The following is a 20,678-nucleotide window of genomic DNA, read 5'->3' as shown; positions in this document are numbered from 1 at the left end:
AGTAGCGGTTTTCTGACGGACAGGTAATGAGCAAAGAAGCGGCGAGCGAACTGATCAGGGCGCGGGATCTGGAAGCCTTCGATGTCTGGCGACTGCCGGCCTTCGACAGTTTCGACGAGCCCGAGGAGATCCCTGCGCCCGCGGCGGCAGAGCCCGAGCCCCAGCCGGAGCCGCAGATCGAAGAGGTGCCGGTCGAAGAGGTCCAGCCGATCACCCTCGAAGAGCTGGAGGCGATCCGCCAGGAGGCCTACAACGAAGGCTTCGTCACCGGCGAGCGCGACGGCTACCACGCCGGTCAGCTCAAGGCGCGCCAGGAAGCCGAGGCGGCGCTGACCGCCCGGCTGGCCAGCCTGGAAACCCTGATGAGCCATCTGCTCGATCCCATCGGCGAACAGGACCAGGCCCTGGAAGCCGGGATGGTGCAACTGGTCCGGCACATCACCCGCGAAGTCATCCAGCGCGAACTCACGCTAGACTCCAGTCAACTGGGTCAGGTGGTGCGCACGGCGCTGAAGCTGCTGCCCATGGGGGCCGAGAACATCCGCATCCAGGTCAGCCCCCAGGACTTCGAGCTGATGAAGGCCCTGCGTGACCGCCACGAGGAGAAATGGCGCATCCTCGAGGACGAGACCCTGATGCCTGGCGGCTGCCGGATCGAGACCGAGAGCAGCGTCATCGATGCCAGCATCGAGACCCGTCTGACCCAGGCACTGACGCAGCTGGCCGAACAGCAGCGTCACCAGGCGACCCAGCCCCAGGAAGCCGATCTGCACATCGACATCGAGGATGCCCCCCATGCGTCTTGAGCGTCTGAGTTTCGAACGCCGCCTCGGCGGTTACGATGAAGCCATCCGGGTCGAACAGCAGCCGGTGATCGAGGGCCGCCTGCTGCGCATGGTCGGCCTGACCCTGGAGGCCGAGGGCCTGCGTGCCGCCGTCGGCAGCCGCTGCCGGCTGATCAATGGCGGTGGCTACCAGCCGGTGGAAGTCGAGGCCGAGGTGATGGGCTTCAACGGCAACAAGACCTTTCTCATGCCGGTGGGCAGCCTCGCCGGTATCGCGCCCGGCGCCCGGGTGGTGCCGGTGCCGGATACCGGCCGTCTGCCCATGGGCATGTCCATGCTCGGTCGCGTGCTGGATGGCCTGGGCAATGCCCTGGACGGCAAGGGCCGCATGCGTGCCGAAGACTGGGTGCCGATGGACGGCCCCACCATCAACCCGCTCAAGCGCGAGCCCATCAGCGAGCCCCTGGACGTCGGCATCCGCAGCATCAACGGTTTGTTGACGGTGGGTCGCGGCCAGCGTCTCGGTCTGTTCGCCGGTACCGGCGTGGGCAAGAGCGTGCTGCTCGGCATGATGACCCGGCTGACCAAGGCCGAGATCATCGTGGTCGGGCTGATCGGCGAACGGGGCCGCGAGGTGAAGGAATTCATCGAGCACATCCTGGGCGAGGAGGGCATCAAGCGGGCGGTGGTCGTGGCCTCGCCGGCGGACGATGCGCCTTTGCTGCGCCTGCGTGCGGCCATGTACTGCACCCGCATCGCCGAATACTTTCGCGACAAGGGCAAGAACGTGCTCCTGCTGATGGATTCCCTGACCCGCTATGCCCAGGCGCAGCGGGAGATCGCCCTGGCCATCGGCGAGCCGCCGGCGACCAAGGGCTATCCGCCGTCGGTGTTCGCCAAGCTGCCGCGGCTGGTGGAGCGGGCCGGCAATGCAGAAAAAGGTGGGGGTTCGATCACGGCGTTTTATACTGTGCTCTCGGAAGGCGACGATCAGCAGGATCCCATCGCCGACTCGGCGCGGGGCGTGCTGGATGGTCACTTCGTGCTGTCGCGGCGCCTGGCCGAGGAAGGCCACTATCCGGCGATCGACATCGAGGCGTCCATCAGCCGGGTCATGCCCCAGGTGGTCAGCCCGGAGCACCTGCGCAACGCCCAGCGCGTCAAGCAGCTCTGGTCGCTCTATCAGCAGGCCAAGGACCTGCTCAGCGTCGGTGCCTATGTGCCCGGCGGAAATGCCGAAACCGATCTGGCGATCGCTCGCTACGCCCCCATGCAGCACTTCCTGCGCCAGGGGCTGCGCGAGAGCGAATCTCTGGAGCAGAGTGCCGCCAATCTCCAAGCTGTGTTGGGAGGCTGATAGATCATGAAAGGCAGAGCCGAACGTCTGGGCCCCGTGGTGGAGATGAGCGAGCGCGACGAGCGTGACGCGGCCCAGCGCCTGGGGCAGTGCCAGCAGCAACTGGCCCAGGCCGAGTTCAAGCTCGGCGAATTGCAGCGCTATCGCGAGGATTACCAGCAGCGCCTGGTGGCCAATGGCAGCCGCGGCGTCACCGGCCAGTGGCTGATCGGCTATCAGCGCTTTCTCAGCCAGCTGGAAGAGGCTATCGGCCAGCAGGAGCGCAACGCCCAGTGGCACCGCGATGTGGTGGCCAAGGCCCGCACCCAGTGGCAGGAGCACTATGCGCGCCTCGAAGGCCTGCGCAAGCTGGTCGAGCGCTATCGCCAGGAGCAGCGCCTGGTCGAGGACAAGCGCGAACAGAAACAGATGGACGAATACGCCCAGCGGGCGCGCTCGACCTATATCTAGGCCGGGCCTTGCCCCTCGTCCCTTGTCTTAGCCAGTGAGAATGCCGATGTTTTCCTCCCATATCGATCCGGAAACGCTCGCCGCCCTGCGCGACTGCATGGAGGAGGAGTACGTCGACCTCATCGAAACCTTTCTGGTGGATTGCGAAGAACGTATCGCCGAACTCAAGCGCAGCGTGATCGGCGGCGATGCCGAACAGGTCCGCCAGCTGGCGCACAGCTTCAAGGGCAGTGCCGGCAACATGGGGGCCGCACCGCTGGCGGAGCTGTGCCGAGCCGTGGAGGAGGGCGCGCGGCGTCGGGCGACCACCGCCGAGCTGGCCATGGGGGTATCCGCCATGGAGCGCGAATTCGCCATCGTCCGCATCCTGTTCAAGGTCGAGCGGCAACGCTACGCGGGCTGACCTCGTCAAAGCGCTGGCGTTTAGGGCTGGCGCGCAACTTGCTAGTGATCCGAAAACCCGTCCTTCGGAGTCCTCCATGGCCGTCGTGCCCGATTTCCTTCTGAACACCGCCACCTCGCCAGCCAGCACCGGCCGGGCGGCGGCCAAGACCCCTTCCCAGGATCGCCCGGCCGCGCAGGAGCGCTTCGCCGATGTCTTTGCCCAGGAGCAGCCGCGTGAGCCGGTGCGCAGCGAAAAGCCGCGTGACACCAGCGACAGCAAGGCCCCCAGCCAGGCGCGCAAGAGCGAATCCGGGCGTGCCCGTGATGGGGATGACCGGGTGAAACGCGCGGGCGATGACGACCGCACGGCGGACGCCAAGCCCGAGGCCGACAGCACCGCCAAGAGCGACGCGCCGTCGGCAACCACCGCCGACGACAGCGGCAAGACCTTGCCGGTGGCCCAGGGCGAAGACGCCAAGGCGCCGGTGGACGCGGTTCTGGATCCGCTGTTCATGTTCGGCATGACCGGCCAGTTCCCGCAGCCGGTAGCCACGCCTGTGGCAACGCCTCAGCTGCCCACCGGGACGGCCGCGGACGCCGCAGCCACCGCCACTGCCCAGGCCCTGGATCCGGCGGCGCTGCTGGGCGCTGCCGTGGCAACCGTAGCCCAGACGACCATCCCGGGTATCGGCGCGGGCGCCACGGCCACCCCGGCCAAGCCCGGCGAGCAGCAGACGACCGACGATGGTCTGGCACAGCTGCTGGGCCAGGTGCCCCAGGCCCAGGGTGACGCCGCCAAGCTCACCAGCAACGCCAACAACCTGGCGGCCACCCAGCTGCAAGGGCTGTTGCCGGCGGATGGCACGCCCGCCCAGGCGGCGGATCAGGCAGCCAGTGCGGCCCTGGCCGCGACCCTGGACAAGGGCGATGGTCAGGACGCGGCGGCCCCGAGCAAGACCGATGCCTTCGCCGACAAGCTCACCGCCCTGTCGCAGGCGCTCAGCAGTCCGGCGCAGACCGCTCGTCCGGTCACCGCTGCCGTACCGGGCCAGCCGCTCAATCCCCAGGCCGGCAACTTCAGCGAGGCGGTGGTCGACAAGGTCATGTGGATGTCCAGCCAGAACCTCAAGACCGCCGACATCCAGATGGAACCGGCGCAACTGGGCAAACTGGAGGTGCGCATCGACATGACCCAGGACCAGACCCAGGTCACCTTCGCCAGTCCCCACGCCGACGTGCGCGAGGCGCTGGACAACGGCAGCCAGCGTCTGCGGGAGCTCTTCGCCCAGCAGGGCATGAACCTGGCCAACGTCAACGTCTCCGATCAGTCGTCCGGCCAGGCCTGGCAGCAGTCCCAGCAGGGCGCTCAGCACGAGGGCTCGCGCCGGGGCCGCGGGGGTGTCGCAGGGGATGGCGCGGACGAAGCGGTGGCGAACGTCGCCGAAACCCGCGGCTCGGCGACCCTCGCCGCGCGCAGTCTGGTCGACTACTACGCCTGACAGGCCAACGGCTCCCAGGTGACAGCCTGGGCCGCACCTGCTATATCCCCTTCGTATCAATAGGTTAGCTGCGTCACCCAACAGGGGTGACGAGCCGCACAGGATTCGGTCGAACACTTATGGCGAAGAAGCAGGCGCCCGCGGCAGAGGGCGCAGCCGCGGAAGGCAAGGGCAAGGGAAAGCTCAAACTCATCATCATCATCGTCGTGGCCCTGCTGCTGGTCATAGGCGCTTCGGTGGGTGCGACCTGGTTCCTGCTCGGCAAGAAAAGCGCCGAGCCCGAGCACGCCGCGCCGGCCGCTCCGGCGGCACCGGTGCATCTGGCCGCGGTCTACCAGGCGCTGGTGCCGGCCTTCGTGGTCAACTACAACGCCGACGGTCGCCAGCGCTACATGCAGGTCACGGTGACCCTGATGGGGCGCGACCAGGCGCAGATGGATGCGCTCAAGGCGCAACTGCCGCAGGTCCGCAACCAGCTGGTGATGCTGTTTTCCGGGCAGGACTTCAATAGCCTGCTGACGCCGGTAGGCAAGGAGATGCTGCGCCAGCAGGCCACCAGCAAGGTTCAGGAACTGGCGAAGAAACTGACCGGCCAGACTGCCATCGAACAGGTATTGTTCACCAATCTCGTCCTGCAATAGGTAACGCCATGGCCGTGCAAGATCTGCTCTCTCAGGATGAAATCGATGCCCTGCTGCACGGGGTCGACGATGGCATCGTCGAGACCGAGACCGATGCCGAGCCGGGCACCATCAAGGGCTATGACCTCACCAGCCAGGATCGCATCGTCCGCGGACGCATGCCGACCCTGGAAATGATCAACGAACGCTTCGCCCGCTATACCCGGGTCAGCATGTTCAACCTGCTGCGGCGCTCGGCGGACGTCTCCGTGGGTGGGGTGCAGGTCACCAAGTTCGGCGAGTACATCCACTCGCTGTACGTGCCCACCAGCCTCAACATGGTCAAGATGAAGCCGCTGCGCGGTACCGCGCTGTTCATCCTCGATGCCCGCCTGGTATTCAAGCTGGTGGATAACTTCTTTGGCGGCGACGGGCGTCACGCCAAGATCGAAGGTCGTGAATTCACCCCCACCGAGTTGCGCGTGGTGCGCATGGTGCTCGACCAGTGCTTCATCGATCTCAAGGAAGCCTGGGGCGCCATGCTCGACTGCCAGTTCGAGTACATGAACTCCGAGGTCAACCCGGCCCTGGCCAACATCGTCAGCCCCAGCGAAGTGGTGGTGGTGAGCACCTTCAACATCGAACTGGATGGCGGCGGCGGCGAATTGCACGTGACCATGCCCTATTCGATGATCGAGCCGATCCGCGAGATGCTCGACGCCGGCTTCCAGTCGGACGTGGACGACCAGGACGAACGCTGGGTCAAGGCCTTGCGCGAGGACCTGCTCGATGTGCGCGTGCCCCTGGAGGCGACGGTTGTCCGGCGCCAACTCAAACTCCGCGATATCCTCAACATGCAGCCCGGTGATGTGATTCCGGTGGAAATGCCCGAGGAGATGCTCATGCGTGCCAATGGCATGCCCACCTTCAAGGTCAAGATGGGCGCGCGCAAGGGCAACCTGGCCCTGCAGATTCTCGAACCGGTCAGCCGCGGCCGCTGAGCGACAACCGTTTTTTCCGTCCGGGCCCGGGCCCGGCGTAGCACGAGACCCAGACGATGGCAGACAACCCCGAAGAACAAGCCCTGGCGGACGAGTGGGCCGCGGCCCTGGCCGAAGCCGGTGACGCCAGTCAGGACGACATCGACGCCCTGATGGCCCAGGGTACCCAGGTCGAAGCCCCCAAGCCGCCCAAGGCGCCGGTGGAAGAATTTGGTCAGAGCAGTGGGGGGTTGGCAGTGAGCGGCATGGAAGGGCCCAACCTGGATGTGATCCTGGACATCCCGGTGACCATCTCCATGGAGGTCGGCCACACCGACATCTCCATCCGCAACCTGCTGCAACTCAACCAGGGCTCGGTCATCGAGCTCGACCGTCTGGCTGGCGAGCCGCTGGACGTGCTGGTGAATGGTACGCTGATCGCCCATGGTGAAGTGGTGGTGGTGAACGAGAAGTTCGGGATCCGCCTGACCGACGTCATCAGCCCCACGGAACGTATCAAGAAGCTGCGGTGATCAATGAAGAGTCTGCTCCTGCCGCTGGGTCTCCTGCCCCTGACCGCGCGTGCCGCCGAAGCCACCTCGCCGGGGCTGGATGTGGGGGCGCAGGTCGGCCAGTTGCTGCTCGGTCTGCTGTTGGTGATCGCGCTGATTCTCGGCCTGGCCTGGCTGGTGCGCCGGGTGCAGCAGCAGGGTCCGCGCGGCCAGCAGGTGATCAAGGTCATCTCCACCCAGCACCTGGGCCCGCGCGAGCGGCTGGTGCTGGTTCAGGTCGGCCAGGAGCAGTTGCTGATCGGTGTCGCCGGCGGACGGATCACGCCGCTGCACAGCCTGCGCGAGCCGGTGCGACCGGGCGAGACCGAGGCGCCGGCGCCGGAATTCGCCCAGCGCCTGCTGGAACTCATCAGCCGCGATCCCAAGGCGAAACCATGATCTCTTCGCGTCTCCCGGCCAACCTCGGGCGCACCCTGGGCTGGCTGCTGGGCCTGGCCGTGCTGCTGTTCGCGCCCCTGGCGCTGGCGCAGCAGGCCGGACAGGCCAATCCGCTGTCGATCCCGGCCATCACCTTGAGCACCAACGGCCAGGGGCAGCAGGAATATTCGGTCAGCCTGCAGATCCTGCTGATCATGACGGCGCTGAGCTTCATCCCGGCGTTCGTCATGCTGATGACCAGCTTCACCCGCATCGTCATCGTCTTCGCCATCCTGCGCCAGGCGCTGGGCCTGCAGACCACGCCGTCCAACCAGGTGCTGGTGGGCATGGCGCTGTTTCTCTCGCTGTTCATCATGGCGCCGGTGTTCGATCGCATCAACACCACCGCCGTGCAGCCCTATCTGAACGAACAACTCAGCGCCCAGGACGCCATCGCCCGGGCGCAGGTGCCGATGAAGGACTTCATGCTGGGGCAGACCCGGCAATCGGACCTGGACCTGTTCATGCGGCTGTCCAAGCGCACCGATATCCCCAGCGCCGACCAGGCGCCCTTGTCGATCCTGGTGCCGGCCTTCGTCACCTCCGAGCTCAAGACCGCCTTCCAGATCGGCTTCATGATCTTCATTCCCTTCCTGGTCATCGACCTGGTGATCGCCAGCGTGCTGATGGCCATGGGCATGATGATGCTGTCGCCGATGATCATCTCCCTGCCGTTCAAGCTGATGCTGTTCGTGCTGGTGGATGGCTGGGCGCTGATCATGGGTACCCTGGCCAGCAGCTTCGGCACCGTCTAGCGGTGCCCCCTTTGCGTGGAGAAGCGAAATGACCCCTGAAGTCGCCGTCGATCTGTTCCGCCAGGGTCTCTGGCTTACCGCGCTGCTGGTGGCGGTGCTGGTGGTGCCGAGTCTGATCGTCGGTCTGATCGTGGCGGTCTTCCAGGCGGCGACCCAGATCAACGAACAGACCCTGAGCTTTCTGCCGCGGCTGATCGTCACCCTGTTGACGCTGATCGTGCTGGGACCCTGGATGGTCCGGCAACTGATGGAATTCATCCAGACCTCGGTCGCCAACATCCCGCGGCTGATTGGCTAGCCCATGCTCGCCCTCAGCGACGCCCAGATCGGCGGCTGGGTCGGCAGCTTCCTGTTTCCGCTGTTCCGCATCGCCGCGCTGCTGATGACCATGCCGATCATCGGCACCACCCTGGTCCCGGTGCGGGTGCGGATGTATTTGGCCCTGGCCCTGAGCCTGGTGCTGGTGCCGACCCTGCCGCCGATGCCACAGGTGGATGCCATCAGTCCCCAGGCGCTGCCGCTGATCGTCGAACAGATCCTCATCGGCGCGGTGATGGGGTTCAGCCTGCAGCTGTTCTTCCATGTCTTCGTGGTGGCGGGGCAGATCATCTCGACCCAGGCGGGTCTGAGCTTCGCCTCCATGATCGACCCGGTCAACGGCGCCTCGGCCCCGGTCATGGGCCAGTTCTTCACCATGCTGGTGACGCTGCTGTTCCTGGCCATGAACGGCCATCTGGTGGTGTTCGAGATCCTCGCCGAAAGCTTCGTTACCCTGCCGGTGGGCGATACCCTGAGCGTCGAGCACTTCTGGCAGGTCGCCGGGCGGCTGGGCTGGGTCATGGGCGCCGGCATCCTGCTGGTGCTGCCGGCCATCACCGCGCTGCTGGTAGTCAACATCGCCTTTGGCATCATGACCCGCGCCGCGCCGCAGCTGAACATCTTTTCCGTCGGCATGCCGCTGATCGTGGTGCTGGGCATGGTCATCGTCTGGCTCGGCACCGCCGACATCCTCTCCCACTATGAAAGTCTCGCCAGCGAGGCGCTGCAATGGCTGCGCGAACTCGCCCGAGCCCGCTAGGAGATATGCCGCATGGCTGAATCCGATGGCGAAGACCGTACAGAAGACCCCACAGAGAAACGCAAGCGTGATTCCCGGGAGGAGGGGCAGCTCCCGCGATCACGCGAACTCGGCACGGTGGCGGTCATGCTTTCGGGGGTCGGCGGCCTGCTGATGTACGGCGCCTTCCTGGGCGGCAAGCTGCTGGAGGTGATGCGCAGCAATTTCTCCCTGCGGCGCGAAGAGGTCATGGACGAACGCTTCATGGGCACCTTTCTGCTGGCCTCTGGCAAGGCGGCGATGATCGGGATGCTGCCGATGATCGCCTTGGTGGTGATCGCCGCCATCGTTGGCCACATCGCCCTGGGTGGCTTCCTCTTTTCCGGCAAGATGCTGGCGCCCAAGCCGAGCCGGATGAATCCCATGTCCGGCATCGCCCGGATGTTTTCCAAGAATTCCCTGGTGGAATTGCTCAAGGCCCTGGGCAAGTTCTTCATCATCCTCGGCGTGTCGGTGCTGGTGCTGATGAGCGAGCGCACGGCCCTGCTGCAGATCGCCAAGCTGCCGACCGAGCAGGCGCTGCTGCACAGCATGCAGGTGGTGGGGCATGCCACCCTGCTGCTGGCCCTGGGGCTGCTGATCATCGCCGCGGTGGACGTGCCCTTCCAGATCTTCAGCAACCGCAAGAAGCTGATGATGACCAAGCAGGAGATCAAGGACGAATACAAGGACGCCGAGGGCAAGCCCGAGGTCAAGGGCAAGATCCGCCAGATGCAGCGGCAGATGGCCCAGCGTCGGATGATGGCCGAGGTGCCCAATGCCGATGTGGTCATCACCAACCCGACCCACTTCGCCGTGGCGCTCAAGTACGACGCGGCCAAGGGCGGGGCGCCGGTGCTGGTGGCCAAGGGCAGCGATTTCACCGCGCTGAAGATCCGCGAGATCGCCCAGGAACACCAGGTCTCGCTGCTGGAATCGCCAGGGCTGGCGCGCGCGGTGTATTTCTCCACCGAGGTGGATCAGGAGATTCCGGCCGGACTCTATGTGGCCGTGGCTCAGGTCCTGGCCTATGTCTATCAGCTCAGGCAATTCCGGGCCGGACGCGGGCGCAAGCCCAAGCTGTCCGATCTGCCCATCCCGCCGGATCTGCGGCGGGATGAGGAGGGGAAGGCGCCTACTTGATGACGCCGCAGGCGACGCGTGCGCCGCCACCGCCCAGCGGCTTGGGCTGGTCGGCGTAGTTGTCGCCACCGGCATGCACCATCAACGCATGGCCCTTGAGCTCTTCCAGGCGCTTCAGGCGGGGCGCCAGCACCGGCTGGGTGGCCTGGCCGTCGGCGGTCACGTAGAGCGCCGGCAATTCGCCCAGGTGGCCGTCGTCCGACCAGGGCGCGCTATGCTTGCCGGTGTTGCGCGGATCCAGATGGCCGCCCGCCGCGCCGCCCGCGGTCAGGGTGCCGTTCACCTCGGCCGCGCCGCAGTTGGGCTTAGTGTGAACGTGGAAGCCATGGATACCGGGCTCCAGGCCCTTGAGATCCGGCGTGAAGACCAGACCGTACTTGGAGCGGGTCACCTGCACGCTGCCGACACTTTCGCCCACACCGTCGGTCGTGACCTTGTTCAGCGGGATCGTCAGGGATTCGGCTGCCTGGGCGGTGCCGACCAGGCAGGTGGCCAACAGGGTCGCGGTCCAGATTTTCATGGTGATGTTCCTCGGATAGGCGCGCTAGCGCGGGTCCCTAGACAGACTCATGGCCTCCGCCCACGGTTCAGCCGACGAGTCCGGCGATCCGTAACCAGTCCTGTATCACCTCTCGGAAAACCTCGCTGATTCAAGGTCTTGAGCAGTTGGCCCGGAGCTTGCTCAAGCCCCTGCGAACAGTGCGCTGCGTCAACTTTCCGTGACGACGGCACCGGCAAGCGAGGAATGGGTGTGAAAGTCGACAAATCCATGATGATGGGCAACATGCGCGGTCTGGCTCGCGGCAACCTGGGCGTGCCGCTGGCCGTCCTGGCGATGCTCGCCATGATGACCCTGCCGATGCCGCCGTTCCTGCTGGACGTGCTGTTCACCTTCAACATCGCCCTGTCGATCGTGGTCCTGCTGGTCAGCGTCTACGCCCTGCGGCCGCTGGATTTCGCGGTCTTCCCGACCATCCTGCTGGTGTCGACCCTGCTGCGCCTGGCGCTGAACGTGGCCTCGAGCCGCGTGGTGCTGTTGCACGGCCAGGACGGTCACGACGCCGCGGGCAAGGTCATCCAGGCCTTCGGCGAGGTGGTGGTCGGCGGCAACTACGTGGTCGGTGCGGTGGTGTTCGCCATCCTCATGATCATCAACTTCGTGGTGGTGACCAAGGGTGCCGGCCGCATCTCCGAGGTGTCGGCGCGTTTCACTCTGGACGCCATGCCCGGCAAGCAGATGGCCATCGACGCCGACCTGAACGCCGGCATCATCGACCAGGCCGAAGCCAAGAAGCGTCGGACCGAAGTGGGCCAGGAAGCCGACTTCTACGGTTCCATGGACGGTGCCAGCAAGTTTGTCCGTGGTGACGCCGTCGCCGGTCTGCTGATCCTCTTCATCAACCTCATCGGCGGCATGGCCATCGGCATGGCCCAGCACGGTCTGCCGTTCGGCGAAGCGGCGCGCATCTACGCCCTGCTGACCATCGGTGACGGCCTGGTCGCCCAGGTTCCCTCGCTGCTGCTGTCGGTCGCCGCAGCCATCATGGTCACCCGGGTGTCCTCTGCCGAAGACATGGGTCAGCAGGTCAATCGTCAGATGTTCGCCTCGCCCAAGGCGCTGGCGGTCTCGGCTTTCATCATCATCGCCATGGGCCTGGTGCCGGGCATGCCGCACCTGCCGTTCCTCGGCCTGGGTGGCGCCGCCGCTGCCGGTGCCTGGCTGATCTACAAGCGTCAGCGCCAGGCCAAGCAGACCGCCGAGGTCGAAGCCAAGAAGCAGCAGGACCTGGCTCCCGTGCAGCGTCCGGCCGAGGCCAAGGAGCTGGGCTGGGACGACGTCACCCCGGTGGACATGGTCGGTCTGGAAGTCGGGTACCGGCTGATCCCCATGGTCGATCGCAACCAGGGTGGCCAGTTGCTGGCGCGGATCAAGGGCGTGCGCAAGAAGCTGTCCCAGGACCTCGGTTTCCTCATGCCGTCGGTACACATCCGCGACAACCTGGACCTGCTGCCCAACGCCTATCGTCTGACTCTTATGGGCGTCAGCGTGGCCGAAGCCGAGATCTATCCCGATCGCGAACTGGCCATCAACCCCGGTCAGGTCTATGGCTCCCTCAACGGCGTCGCCGCCAAGGATCCGGCATTCGGTCTGGAGGCGGTCTGGATCGACGTCACCCAGCGCGACCAGGCCCAGTCCCTCGGCTACACCGTGGTCGATGCCAGCACCGTGGTCGCCACCCACCTCAACCAGGTGCTCTTCAAGCACGCCCACGAGCTGATCGGCCACGAGGAGGTCCAGCAACTGCTGCAGGTACTGGCCAAGAGTTCGCCCAAGCTGGCCGAGGAGCTGGTGCCCGGCATCGTCTCCCTGTCGACCCTGCTCAAGATCCTCCAGCAACTGCTGCAGGAGCAGGTCCCGGTCCGCGACATCCGTACCATCGCCGAAGCCATCGCCAACGTCGGTCCGCGGAGTCAAGATCCCGCCGCCATCGCCGGTGCCGTACGGGTCGCCTTGTCCCGCGCAATCGTCCAGAACATCGTTGGAATGGAGCCTGAGCTGCCTGTTATCACCCTTGAGCCAAGGTTGGAACAGATGTTGCTAAGTAGTATGCAGAAGGCCGGTCAAGGCGCCGAGGACGGCATGTTCCTCGAGCCTGGCATGGCTGAAAAACTGCAGCGTTCCCTCATCGAGGCAGCGCAGCGTCAGGAAATGATGGGTAAGCCAGTGGTGCTGCTGGTAGCCGGTGCGATCCGCGGGATGATGTCCCGCTTCGCGCGGATGGCGGCGCCGAACATGAGTGTACTGGCCTACCAGGAAATTCCGGACAACAAGCAGGTCACCATCGTCGCTACCGTTGGCCAGAATGGCTGAGGTCTAGATCATGCAAGTCAAACGTTTCTTCGCCGCCGATATGCGTCAAGCCATGAAGCTGGTACGCGACGAGCTGGGCCCGGATGCCGCCATCCTCAGCAACCGCCGGGTCGCCGGTGGTGTCGAGCTGACCGCGGCGCTGGACTACCAGGCTCCGGCACCGGCCGCGCCCAACGCGGAGCTGCAGGCGGAGTTGCGCAAGACCCATGCGAAGATCGCCCAGGCCCATGCCGACCTCAGCATCCGCGCGCCGGGCGTGCCCTCGGCCGCACCCAAGGACAAGCAGCTGCTCGGCGCCATCAGCGCCGCCGACAGCCGTCGCGAGCCGGTGATCGCCCCGCCGCGTGCGCCCCAGCCGGCCGCTGCCGCCCCTGCCGCCAGCGCCGCGCCGGAAGACCGTCGCGCCCTGGAAGCCATGCGCAGCGAGCTCAGCGGTCTGCGTGAACTGCTGGAAGTCCAGCTCGGCTCCATGGCCTGGACCCAGGTGCAGTCCACCCGTCCGCAGCAGGCCGGCCTCTGGCGTCGTCTGCAGCGCATGGGTCTGCCGGCCGATCTGGCCCGCCACCTGCTCGACAGCGTCGCCAAGATCCAGGACCCGCGCCATGCCTGGCGCATGCTGCTGGCCAACTTCGCCCAGCTGGCCAAGACCACCGACGCCAAGATTCTGGAGGAGGGCGGTGTCGTCGCCTTCGTCGGTCCGGCCGGAATGGGCAAGACCACCACCCTGGCCAAGCTCGCCGCCAGCTACGTGCTCAAGTACGGTCCCCAGAGTCTGGCGCTGGTCAGCATGGACAGCTTCCGCATCGGTGCCCAGGAGCAGATCAAGACCCTCGGCCGTATCCTCGACGTGCCGGTGACCCTGGTCGACCCGGGCCAGTCCCTGGCCCAGGCGCTGGCACCCCTGGCACGCAAGCGCCTGGTGCTGATCGACACCGCGGGCATGCCCGCCAATGATCCGGCGCTCAAGGTGCAGCTCGAAGCCCTGGCCAACCGCCAGCTGAAAATTCGCAACTATCTGGTATTGGGTGTCACCAGCCAGAGCCAGGTGCTCAAGGCGGCCTACCACAGCTATCGGCGCTGCGGCCTGAGCGGCTGCGTGCTGACCAAGCTGGACGAAGCCGCCAGTCTCGGCGAAGCCCTGGGTCTGGCCATCAGCCAGCGCCTGCCGGTGGCCTACATCGCCGACGGCCCGCGCATCCCGGACGACCTGCATCCGGCCCGCAGCCACCAGCTGGTGAGCCGCGCGGTGAGCCTGCAGGCCCCCGAGGAACCGAGCGAAGAAACCATGGCGGGCATGCTTGCCGGCCTGTATCAGAGCAATGCCCGCCGCGCCGGTTAGCGCAGACGAACGGTAGTGGTGCATTGCATGCCTGGGCACGCCAAATGCACTTGGTCTAAAGTGTGACGGATTTCAATCAAAGGTATCAGGCAATGGGTAGCATGCATCCCGTCCAAGTCATAGCGGTCACGGGCGGTAAAGGCGGTGTCGGCAAGACCAACGTGTCGGTCAACCTGGCCTTGGCCCTGGCCGATATCGGGCGGCGCGTCATGCTGCTCGACGCCGACCTGGGCCTTGCCAACATCGACGTTCTGCTCGGCCTGTCGCCCAAGCGCACCCTGGCCGACGTCATCTCCGGCGAGTGCGAGCTGCGCGACGTGCTGCTGCACGGCCCGGGCGGCATCCGCATCGTCCCGGCGGCCTCGGGCACCCAGGCGATGGTCAATCTGACGCCGGCCCAGCACGCCGGTCTGATCCAGGCCTTCAGCGACATCAGCGAAAACCTCGACGTGCTCATCGTCGATACCGCGGCCGGCATCGGCGACCAGGTGGTCAGCTTCGTTCGCGCCGCCCAGGAAGTCCTGGTGGTGGTGTGCGACGAGCCCACCTCCATCACCGATGCCTACGCCCTGATCAAGCTGCTCAATCGCGACCATGGCGTCACCCGTTTCCGGGTCCTGGCGAACATGGCGCTGACGCCCCAGGAAGGTCGCAATCTCTTTGCTAAGCTGACCAAGGTGACCGACAGATTCCTGGATGTCGCCCTCCAGTATGTGGGCGCCATTCCGTTCGACGAGGCGGTGCGCAAAGCCGTGCAGAAACAGCGCCCCGTGTTCGAAGCCTTTCCGCGTGCCAAGGCCTCGCTGGCCTTTCGTGCGGTAGCTCAGAAAGTCGATGGCTGGCCGTTGCCCGCCAATCCGCGCGGCCATCTCGAGTTCTTTGTCGAGCGCCTTGTGCAACCAGCCATCGGTACCCACGCATGACAGCATCCAGCGGGCTTCGCATGTACAGCAAAACCTCGGAACGTACCCAGCAGGAGCAACTCATCAACCGCTATGCGCCGTTGGTGAAACGCATCGCCTACCACCTCCTGGCGCGACTGCCGGCCAGTGTGCAGGTCGAGGACCTGATGCAGGCCGGCATGATCGGCCTGCTGGAGGCCTCGCGCAAATATGACGCCGGCAAGGGCGCCAGCTTCGAGACCTACGCCGGCATCCGCATCCGCGGCGCCATGCTCGACGAGGTCCGCAAGGGCGATTGGGCACCACGCTCGGTGCACCGCAACACGCGCATGGTCACCGACGCCATTCGCGCGGTGGAAGCGCGCACCGGTCGCGACGCTAAAGATTCCGAAGTCGCGGCCGAACTTAAATTGAGTCTGGATGAGTACTACGGCATCCTTGGCGACACCATGGGGAGTCGCCTGTTCAGTTTCGACGACCTCATGGAGGGTGGTGAGCATGGGCTCGAGGAGAGCGGTTCGCATGAACTCGAACCCGGTCGCGGTCTGGAGGACGAGCGCTTCCGCAAGGCCCTGGCCGACGCCATCGCCAATCTTCCGGAGCGTGAACGTCTGGTGCTCTCGCTGTATTACGACGAGGAACTCAACCTCAAGGAAATCGGCGAGGTGCTGGGCGTGAGCGAGTCACGCGTCTGCCAACTTCACAGTCAATGCGCGGCACGCCTGCGGGCGCGGCTGGCGGAATGGCGTTCGCGTTAACCGGCTGGTACTCAGGCTACTACGATTGCTTAGACGCGCCTTGCGGCGTGTGTGCGGATTAGGACGGAGGTCGACTTGGACAAGAACATGAAAATCCTCATCGTGGACGATTTTTCCACGATGAGACGCATCATCAAGAATTTGCTGCGCGATCTGGGATTCACCAATACCGCCGAAGCAGACGACGGCAACACCGCGCTGCCGATGTTGCAGAGCGGCAACTTCGATTTTCTCGTCACCGACTGGAACATGCCCGGCATGACCGGCATCGACCTGCTGCGCCAGGTGCGCGCCGATGCGCGCCTGAAGACCCTGCCAGTGCTGATGGTGACCGCCGAAGCCAAGCGCGAGCAGATCATCGAAGCCGCTCAGGCCGGCGTGAACGGCTATGTGGTCAAGCCTTTCACCGCCCAGGTGCTGAAAGAAAAGATCGACAAGATCTTCGAGCGGGTGAACGGCTGAAGAAAGCCGCGGGGACGTTATGGATCAGCTTGGCTCCAACAGCTTCAGCGACTTCGAGTCGAATCTCAAACAGCACGCCCAAGAGCTGGTGAAATGCCTGGAAAGCGGCGATTTCACCCAGGCCGTGCACGTCATCAATGAACTCAACCAGTTGCGCGATCGGGGTCTCTACCAGGAAGTCGGCAAGCTGACCCGCGAGTTGCACAACGCCATCGTCAACTTCGAGATCGATCCGCGCGGCATGGCCGGCGAAGAGGTCTCCCAGATCAGCGATGCCACCGATCGTCTCTCCTACGTGGTGAAGATGACCGAGAACGCCGCCAACCGGACCATGGATCTGGTGGAGGAGAGCGCTCCGCTGGTAGGCAACTTCGGCGACGAAGCCCGGGCCGTGCATGCCGACTGGAAGAAGTTCATGCGCCGGGAAATGGGCGCGGACGAATTCCGCGAGTTGGCCAAGCGCGTCGACGCCTTCCTCAGTCACAGCGAGAGCAGCGCCGAGCAACTGTCGGCCAAGCTCAACGACATCCTCCTGGCGCAGGACTACCAGGACCTTACCGGTCAGGTGATCAAGCGCGTGGTCAATCTCGTCGGGCAGATCGAGAAAGACCTCGTCAAGCTGGTGATGATGGCCAGCCAGGTCGATCGCTATACCGGCTTCAGTCACGATCACACCGCGCTGATCGAACAGAATCGAAAAGAAAAGACGATGAAGGGTGAAGGTCCGCAGATTCATGCCGATAAGCGTGAAGACGTCGTGGCCGCTCAGGTCGACGTCGACGATCTTCTATCCAGTCTGGGCTTTTGACCCAGACCCTCTTGGGGAGTGCAGGAATGAGCTTCGACGCCGATGAAGAGATCCTCCAGGATTTCCTGGTAGAGGCCGGCGAGATTCTCGAACAGTTGTCCGAACAATTGGTCGAGCTGGAAAGCCGCCCGGATGACATGGATCTGCTGAACGCCATTTTCCGTGGCTTCCATACCGTAAAGGGCGGTGCCGGTTTCCTGCAGCTCCATACCCTGGTCGAGTGCTGCCATATCGCGGAAAACGTTTTCGACATCCTGCGCAAGGGCGAACGCCGCGTGGATGCCGAGCTGATGGATGTGGTGCTGCAAGCACTGGATTCCGTCAACGAGATGTTCGGTCAGGTCCGTGAACGCGAAGAGCCGACCCCGGCCTCGCCCGAATTGCTGGCGGCCCTGGCCCGCCTGGCCGAGCCCGCCGGCAGTGCGCCGGCGCCGGCTCCGGTTGCGCCCGTGGCTGCCGCTCCGGCAGTGGTCGCGGAACCGGCTCCGGTCGCCGCTGCGGCGGCCGAGCCGGAATTGAGCGATGCCGATTTCCAGAATCTGCTCGATGCCCTGGGCAGCGAGCCGAGCGCGGCAGCGGAAACGCCGGCAGCCGCCGGTGGCGACGACATCACCGATGACGAATTCGAAGCCCTGCTCGACCAGCTGCATGGCAAGGGCAAGTTCCAGGAGGCGCCGGCCGCCGCGCCAGTTGCCGCTGCGGCCCCTGCCGCGGCCGCGCCCGGTGGCGACGACATCACCGACGATGAATTCGAGGCCCTGCTCGACGAATTGCACGGCAAGGGCAAGTTCGTCGCCAGCGAAGCCGCGGCACCCGTCGCTGCAGCCCCGGCCGCAGCGGCTCCGGCAGCCGCAGCGAGCGGTGACGAGATCACCGACGACGAATTCGAATCCCTGCTCGACGAATTGCATGGCAAGGGCAAGTTCAGTGGTCCCGCGGCAGCCGCGGAAGCGGTAGCCGCTCCGGTGGCCGCTGCGCCGGCACCGGTGGCCGCACCTCAACCGGCGGCTCCCGCACCGGCGCCGAAGCCGGCGCCAGTGGCCGAGGCCGCGGTGCCCAAGCCGGCAGCCGCCGCGCCTGCCGAGCGTCCCACCAGCGAGGCGGAGACCACCGTGCGGGTCGACACCGCGCGGCTGGACGAGATCATGAACATGGTCGGCGAACTGGTGCTGGTGCGTAACCGCCTGGTACGCCTGGGCCTGAACAGCGGCGACGAAGCCATGGCCAAGGCCGTGTCCAACCTCGACGTGGTCACCGCCGATCTGCAGACCTCGGTCATGAAGACCCGGATGCAGCCGATCAAGAAGGTCTTTGGTCGCTTCCCGCGCCTGGTCCGCGATCTGGCGCGCAGCCTGAAGAAAGAGATCAACCTGGAACTGGTCGGCGAAGAAACCGACCTGGACAAGAACCTGGTCGAGGCCCTGGCCGATCCGCTCGTGCACCTGGTGCGCAACGCGGTCGACCACGGCATCGAAGGACCGGCCGAGCGTGAAGAGAACGGCAAGTCCCGTGCGGGGCGCGTAGTGCTCTCCGCCGAGCAGGAAGGCGACCATATCCTTCTGTCGATCTCCGATGACGGCAAGGGCATGGACGCGGATCTGCTGCGCAACAAGGCCGTGGAAAAAGGTCTGCTGGACCGCGACGCGGCCGATCGCCTGACCGAGACCGAGTGCTTCAACCTGATCTTCGCCCCGGGTTTCTCCACCAAGGCCGAGATCTCCGACATCTCCGGTCGCGGTGTGGGCATGGACGTGGTCAAGACCAAGATCAGCCAGCTCAACGGCACGCTGAACGTCTTCTCGACCAAGGGCCAGGGCTCCAAGATCGTCATCAAGGTCCCCCTGACCCTGGCGATCATGCCGACACTGATGGTGATGCTGGGCAACCAGGCCTTCGCCTTCCCGTTGGTCAACGTCAACGAGATCTTCCACCTCGACCTGTCCCGCACCAACGTGGTGGATGGCCAGGAAGTGGTGGTGGTGCGCGACAAGGCGCTGCCGCTGTTCTACCTCAAGCGCTGGCTGGTGCCCAATGCGGCCCATGTGGAGCAGGGGGAGGGGCATGTGGTGATCCTCTCGGTGGGCACCCAGCGCATCGGCTTCGTGGTCGATCAACTGGTGGGCCAGGAAGAGGTGGTCATCAAGCCACTGGGCAAGATGCTGCAGGGAACGCCCGGCATGTCCGGGGCGACCATCACCGGCGACGGCCGCATCGCGCTCATCCTCGATGTGCCCAGCATGCTCAAGCGCTACGCCCGTCGCGGGCTCTGAGTCGGTCGGGTACGAGCGGCGTCGGGCCCGTGCCCGGCGCCATCGGGTGGCCTGCGCCGCCCAAGGTTAGGAGTTTCAACGTATGCCGGTAAAAGTACTGGTGGTGGACGATTCCGGCTTCTTCCGGCGTCGGCTCAAGGAGATCCTGGCGGCCGATCCCAACATCTCGGTGGTGGGCACGGCCAGCAACGGGCGCGAAGGGGTCGACCAGGCCCTGGCGCTGCGACCCGATGTCATCACCATGGACTACGAGATGCCGATGATGGACGGCATCACCGCGGTCCGCCACATCATGCAGAAGTGCCCGACCCCGGTGCTGATGTTCTCCTCGCTCACCCATGAAGGCGCCCGGGTCACCCTGGACGCCCTGGATGCCGGCGCGGTCGACTACCTGCCCAAGAATTTCGAGGACATCTCGCGCAATCCGGCCAGCGTGCAGAAGCTGCTGTGCGAGAAGATCCATCATATCGCCCGGTCCAATCGGCGCTTCGCCGTAGCGCCCAGCGTCGCGCCGGCAGCGCCCGCAAGCGCCGCTGCGGCGCCGGCCACGGCTCGCCCGGCAGCGCGTCCGGCTGCGCCTAGCGGCGCTGCAGCGGGTCATGCACCCGCCGCCCCGGCTTCGCCGCCGCCCAAGCGCAAGCACTATCGCCTGGTAGCCATCGGCACTTCCACTGGCGGGCCGGTGGCTCTGCAGCGGGTGCTCACCCAGCTGCCAGCCAACTTCCCGGCGCCTCTGGTGCTGATCCAGCACATGCCTGCCGCCTTCACCAAGGCCTTCGCCGAGCGCCTGGACAAGCTTTGCCGCATCAGCGTCAAGGAAGCCGAGGACGGTGACCAGTTGCGTCCGGGCCTGGCCCTGCTGGCACCGGGTGGCAAGCAGATGATGGTGGATGGCCGCGGCATGGTGAAGATCCTGCCCGGTGACGAACGCCTCAACTACAAGCCCTGCGTCGACGTGACCTTTGGCTCCGCGGCCAAGGCCTATGCCGACAAGGTGCTGGCGGTGGTCCTGACCGGCATGGGCGCCGACGGCCGCGAAGGCGCCCGGATGCTCAAGCAGGTCGGCAGCCAGGTGTGGGCCCAGGACGAAGCCAGTTGCGTCATCTACGGCATGCCCATGGCCATCGCCAAGGCCAATCTGGCCGACGCCATCTATGGCCTGGACGACATCGGCAGACACCTGACCGAGGCCTGTTCGTGACGGCAGGC

22 protein-coding genes are annotated in these 20,678 nt (G+C 65.5%); 21 read left to right on the top strand and 1 reads right to left on the bottom strand.

All coding sequences use genetic code 11. The features are described from left to right. Window positions 1-26: 26 nt before the first annotated feature. The 13 genes from fliH to flhB all read left to right on the top strand — a co-directional run bounded on the left by fliH (window position 27) and on the right by flhB (window position 10,058). Window positions 27-806, top strand: coding sequence for a flagellar assembly protein FliH (gene fliH, locus OXS31_RS14210; protein WP_027597980.1), 780 nt, complete (start codon window positions 27-29; stop codon window positions 804-806). Then, a complete protein-coding gene (gene fliI, locus OXS31_RS14205) occupies window positions 796-2,142 on the top strand; it encodes a flagellar protein export ATPase FliI (RefSeq protein WP_027601688.1) in 1,347 nt (448 codons plus the stop codon). The genes fliH and fliI overlap by 11 nt, the downstream gene beginning before the upstream one ends. Window positions 2,143-2,148: 6 nt before the next feature. Then, window positions 2,149-2,592 (top strand): flagellar export protein FliJ, encoded by a 444-nt coding sequence (gene fliJ / locus OXS31_RS14200; protein WP_027597978.1) that lies wholly within the window; start codon window positions 2,149-2,151, stop codon window positions 2,590-2,592. A 46-nt stretch (window positions 2,593-2,638) separates the two neighbouring features. Beyond that, window positions 2,639-2,995, top strand: a complete 357-nt coding sequence (locus OXS31_RS14195) for an Hpt domain-containing protein (protein ID WP_042133002.1) — start codon at window positions 2,639-2,641, stop codon at window positions 2,993-2,995. Between the two features lie 76 nt (window positions 2,996-3,071). Beyond that, entirely contained in the window at window positions 3,072-4,475 is a 1,404-nt protein-coding gene (locus OXS31_RS14190; protein ID WP_267399737.1) for a flagellar hook-length control protein FliK, read from the top strand. 119 nt (window positions 4,476-4,594) lie between these two features. Further along, a complete protein-coding gene (gene fliL, locus OXS31_RS14185; RefSeq protein ID WP_027597975.1) occupies window positions 4,595-5,116 on the top strand; it encodes a flagellar basal body-associated protein FliL in 522 nt (173 codons plus the stop codon). Window positions 5,117-5,124: 8 nt separating this feature from the next. Then, window positions 5,125-6,096, top strand: coding sequence for a flagellar motor switch protein FliM (gene fliM / locus OXS31_RS14180; RefSeq protein ID WP_007160377.1), 972 nt, complete (start codon window positions 5,125-5,127; stop codon window positions 6,094-6,096). A gap of 56 nt (window positions 6,097-6,152) precedes the next feature. Then, complete coding sequence (gene fliN / locus OXS31_RS14175) at window positions 6,153-6,608, top strand: flagellar motor switch protein FliN (RefSeq protein ID WP_007160376.1); 456 nt, start codon at window positions 6,153-6,155, stop codon at window positions 6,606-6,608. Window positions 6,609-6,611: 3 nt separating this feature from the next. After that, a complete protein-coding gene (fliO, locus tag OXS31_RS14170; RefSeq protein WP_027597974.1) occupies window positions 6,612-7,025 on the top strand; it encodes a flagellar biosynthetic protein FliO in 414 nt (137 codons plus the stop codon). Then, window positions 7,022-7,819: a flagellar type III secretion system pore protein FliP gene (fliP, locus tag OXS31_RS14165; RefSeq protein ID WP_007160374.1), complete on the top strand. Its 798-nt coding sequence runs from the start codon at window positions 7,022-7,024 to the stop codon at window positions 7,817-7,819. The genes fliO and fliP overlap by 4 nt, the downstream gene beginning before the upstream one ends. Window positions 7,820-7,847: 28 nt before the next feature. Further along, the gene (gene fliQ, locus OXS31_RS14160) at window positions 7,848-8,117 is read left to right on the top strand and encodes a flagellar biosynthesis protein FliQ (protein ID WP_027597972.1); all 270 of its coding nucleotides are present in this window, start codon (window positions 7,848-7,850) and stop codon (window positions 8,115-8,117) included. A gap of 3 nt (window positions 8,118-8,120) precedes the next feature. Next, complete coding sequence (gene fliR, locus OXS31_RS14155) at window positions 8,121-8,897, top strand: flagellar biosynthetic protein FliR (protein ID WP_027597971.1); 777 nt, start codon at window positions 8,121-8,123, stop codon at window positions 8,895-8,897. A 12-nt stretch (window positions 8,898-8,909) separates the two neighbouring features. Further along, window positions 8,910-10,058: a flagellar biosynthesis protein FlhB gene (gene flhB, locus OXS31_RS14150; protein ID WP_007160371.1), complete on the top strand. Its 1,149-nt coding sequence runs from the start codon at window positions 8,910-8,912 to the stop codon at window positions 10,056-10,058. On the opposite strand, the gene sodC is transcribed toward flhB, so the two are convergent. Next, a complete protein-coding gene (sodC, locus tag OXS31_RS14145) occupies window positions 10,051-10,578 on the bottom strand; it encodes a superoxide dismutase family protein (RefSeq protein ID WP_007160370.1) in 528 nt (175 codons plus the stop codon). The genes flhB and sodC overlap by 8 nt on opposite strands. Window positions 10,579-10,827: 249 nt before the next feature. On the opposite strand from sodC, the gene flhA reads away from it, so the two are divergent. From flhA to OXS31_RS14105, 8 genes are all read left to right on the top strand, one after another. Continuing rightward, window positions 10,828-12,930 carry a flagellar biosynthesis protein FlhA gene (flhA, locus tag OXS31_RS14140; protein ID WP_223855469.1) on the top strand — a complete coding sequence of 701 codons (2,103 nt, stop codon included), beginning with the start codon at window positions 10,828-10,830 and terminating at the stop codon, window positions 12,928-12,930. Window positions 12,931-12,940: 10 nt separating this feature from the next. Further along, window positions 12,941-14,269, top strand: a complete 1,329-nt coding sequence (gene flhF, locus OXS31_RS14135; protein WP_027597969.1) for a flagellar biosynthesis protein FlhF — start codon at window positions 12,941-12,943, stop codon at window positions 14,267-14,269. Window positions 14,270-14,361: 92 nt separating this feature from the next. Next, window positions 14,362-15,192: a flagellar synthesis regulator FleN gene (fleN, locus tag OXS31_RS14130; protein ID WP_017642087.1), complete on the top strand. Its 831-nt coding sequence runs from the start codon at window positions 14,362-14,364 to the stop codon at window positions 15,190-15,192. Beyond that, window positions 15,189-15,929 carry an RNA polymerase sigma factor FliA gene (gene fliA / locus OXS31_RS14125; RefSeq protein ID WP_027597968.1) on the top strand — a complete coding sequence of 247 codons (741 nt, stop codon included), beginning with the start codon at window positions 15,189-15,191 and terminating at the stop codon, window positions 15,927-15,929. The genes fleN and fliA overlap by 4 nt, the downstream gene beginning before the upstream one ends. An 87-nt stretch (window positions 15,930-16,016) precedes the next feature. Next, window positions 16,017-16,391, top strand: coding sequence for a chemotaxis response regulator CheY (locus OXS31_RS14120; RefSeq protein ID WP_169853335.1), 375 nt, complete (start codon window positions 16,017-16,019; stop codon window positions 16,389-16,391). Between the two features lie 19 nt (window positions 16,392-16,410). Continuing rightward, window positions 16,411-17,199 carry a protein phosphatase CheZ gene (locus OXS31_RS14115; protein ID WP_007160364.1) on the top strand — a complete coding sequence of 263 codons (789 nt, stop codon included), beginning with the start codon at window positions 16,411-16,413 and terminating at the stop codon, window positions 17,197-17,199. 26 nt (window positions 17,200-17,225) lie between these two features. After that, window positions 17,226-19,469: a chemotaxis protein CheA gene (locus OXS31_RS14110; protein WP_042133010.1), complete on the top strand. Its 2,244-nt coding sequence runs from the start codon at window positions 17,226-17,228 to the stop codon at window positions 19,467-19,469. An 82-nt stretch (window positions 19,470-19,551) separates the two neighbouring features. Further along, entirely contained in the window at window positions 19,552-20,670 is a 1,119-nt protein-coding gene (locus OXS31_RS14105; RefSeq protein WP_027597966.1) for a chemotaxis response regulator protein-glutamate methylesterase, read from the top strand. The last annotated feature ends 8 nt before the right edge of the window (window positions 20,671-20,678 follow it).

The sequence above is a fragment of the Pseudomonas sp. GM_Psu_1 genome (assembly GCF_026544185.1).
GTDB classification, from domain to species: Bacteria; Pseudomonadota; Gammaproteobacteria; order Pseudomonadales; family Pseudomonadaceae; genus Chryseomonas; species Chryseomonas oryzihabitans.
Note: the sequence above shows the minus strand (reverse complement) of the source record. Positions and strands in the feature narration are given on the sequence as shown.

Excerpts from the sequence above, each read along its gene's own strand:
- fliH (WP_027597980.1), top strand. The coding sequence starts at position 27 with ATGAGCAAAGAAGCGGCGAGCGAACTGATCAGGGCGCGGGATCTGGAA.
- fliI (WP_027601688.1), top strand. The coding sequence starts at position 796 with ATGCGTCTTGAGCGTCTGAGTTTCGAACGCCGCCTCGGCGGTTACGAT.
- fliJ (WP_027597978.1), top strand. The coding sequence starts at position 2,149 with ATGAAAGGCAGAGCCGAACGTCTGGGCCCCGTGGTGGAGATGAGCGAG.
- OXS31_RS14195 (WP_042133002.1), top strand. The coding sequence starts at position 2,639 with ATGTTTTCCTCCCATATCGATCCGGAAACGCTCGCCGCCCTGCGCGAC.
- OXS31_RS14190 (WP_267399737.1), top strand. The coding sequence starts at position 3,072 with ATGGCCGTCGTGCCCGATTTCCTTCTGAACACCGCCACCTCGCCAGCC.
- fliL (WP_027597975.1), top strand. The coding sequence starts at position 4,595 with ATGGCGAAGAAGCAGGCGCCCGCGGCAGAGGGCGCAGCCGCGGAAGGC.
- fliM (WP_007160377.1), top strand. The coding sequence starts at position 5,125 with ATGGCCGTGCAAGATCTGCTCTCTCAGGATGAAATCGATGCCCTGCTG.
- fliN (WP_007160376.1), top strand. The coding sequence starts at position 6,153 with ATGGCAGACAACCCCGAAGAACAAGCCCTGGCGGACGAGTGGGCCGCG.
- fliO (WP_027597974.1), top strand. The coding sequence starts at position 6,612 with ATGAAGAGTCTGCTCCTGCCGCTGGGTCTCCTGCCCCTGACCGCGCGT.
- fliP (WP_007160374.1), top strand. The coding sequence starts at position 7,022 with ATGATCTCTTCGCGTCTCCCGGCCAACCTCGGGCGCACCCTGGGCTGG.
- fliQ (WP_027597972.1), top strand. The coding sequence starts at position 7,848 with ATGACCCCTGAAGTCGCCGTCGATCTGTTCCGCCAGGGTCTCTGGCTT.
- fliR (WP_027597971.1), top strand. The coding sequence starts at position 8,121 with ATGCTCGCCCTCAGCGACGCCCAGATCGGCGGCTGGGTCGGCAGCTTC.
- flhB (WP_007160371.1), top strand. The coding sequence starts at position 8,910 with ATGGCTGAATCCGATGGCGAAGACCGTACAGAAGACCCCACAGAGAAA.
- sodC (WP_007160370.1), bottom strand. The coding sequence starts at position 10,578 with ATGAAAATCTGGACCGCGACCCTGTTGGCCACCTGCCTGGTCGGCACC.
- flhA (WP_223855469.1), top strand. The coding sequence starts at position 10,828 with ATGATGATGGGCAACATGCGCGGTCTGGCTCGCGGCAACCTGGGCGTG.
- flhF (WP_027597969.1), top strand. The coding sequence starts at position 12,941 with ATGCAAGTCAAACGTTTCTTCGCCGCCGATATGCGTCAAGCCATGAAG.
- fleN (WP_017642087.1), top strand. The coding sequence starts at position 14,362 with ATGGGTAGCATGCATCCCGTCCAAGTCATAGCGGTCACGGGCGGTAAA.
- fliA (WP_027597968.1), top strand. The coding sequence starts at position 15,189 with ATGACAGCATCCAGCGGGCTTCGCATGTACAGCAAAACCTCGGAACGT.
- OXS31_RS14120 (WP_169853335.1), top strand. The coding sequence starts at position 16,017 with ATGAAAATCCTCATCGTGGACGATTTTTCCACGATGAGACGCATCATC.
- OXS31_RS14115 (WP_007160364.1), top strand. The coding sequence starts at position 16,411 with ATGGATCAGCTTGGCTCCAACAGCTTCAGCGACTTCGAGTCGAATCTC.
- OXS31_RS14110 (WP_042133010.1), top strand. The coding sequence starts at position 17,226 with ATGAGCTTCGACGCCGATGAAGAGATCCTCCAGGATTTCCTGGTAGAG.
- OXS31_RS14105 (WP_027597966.1), top strand. The coding sequence starts at position 19,552 with ATGCCGGTAAAAGTACTGGTGGTGGACGATTCCGGCTTCTTCCGGCGT.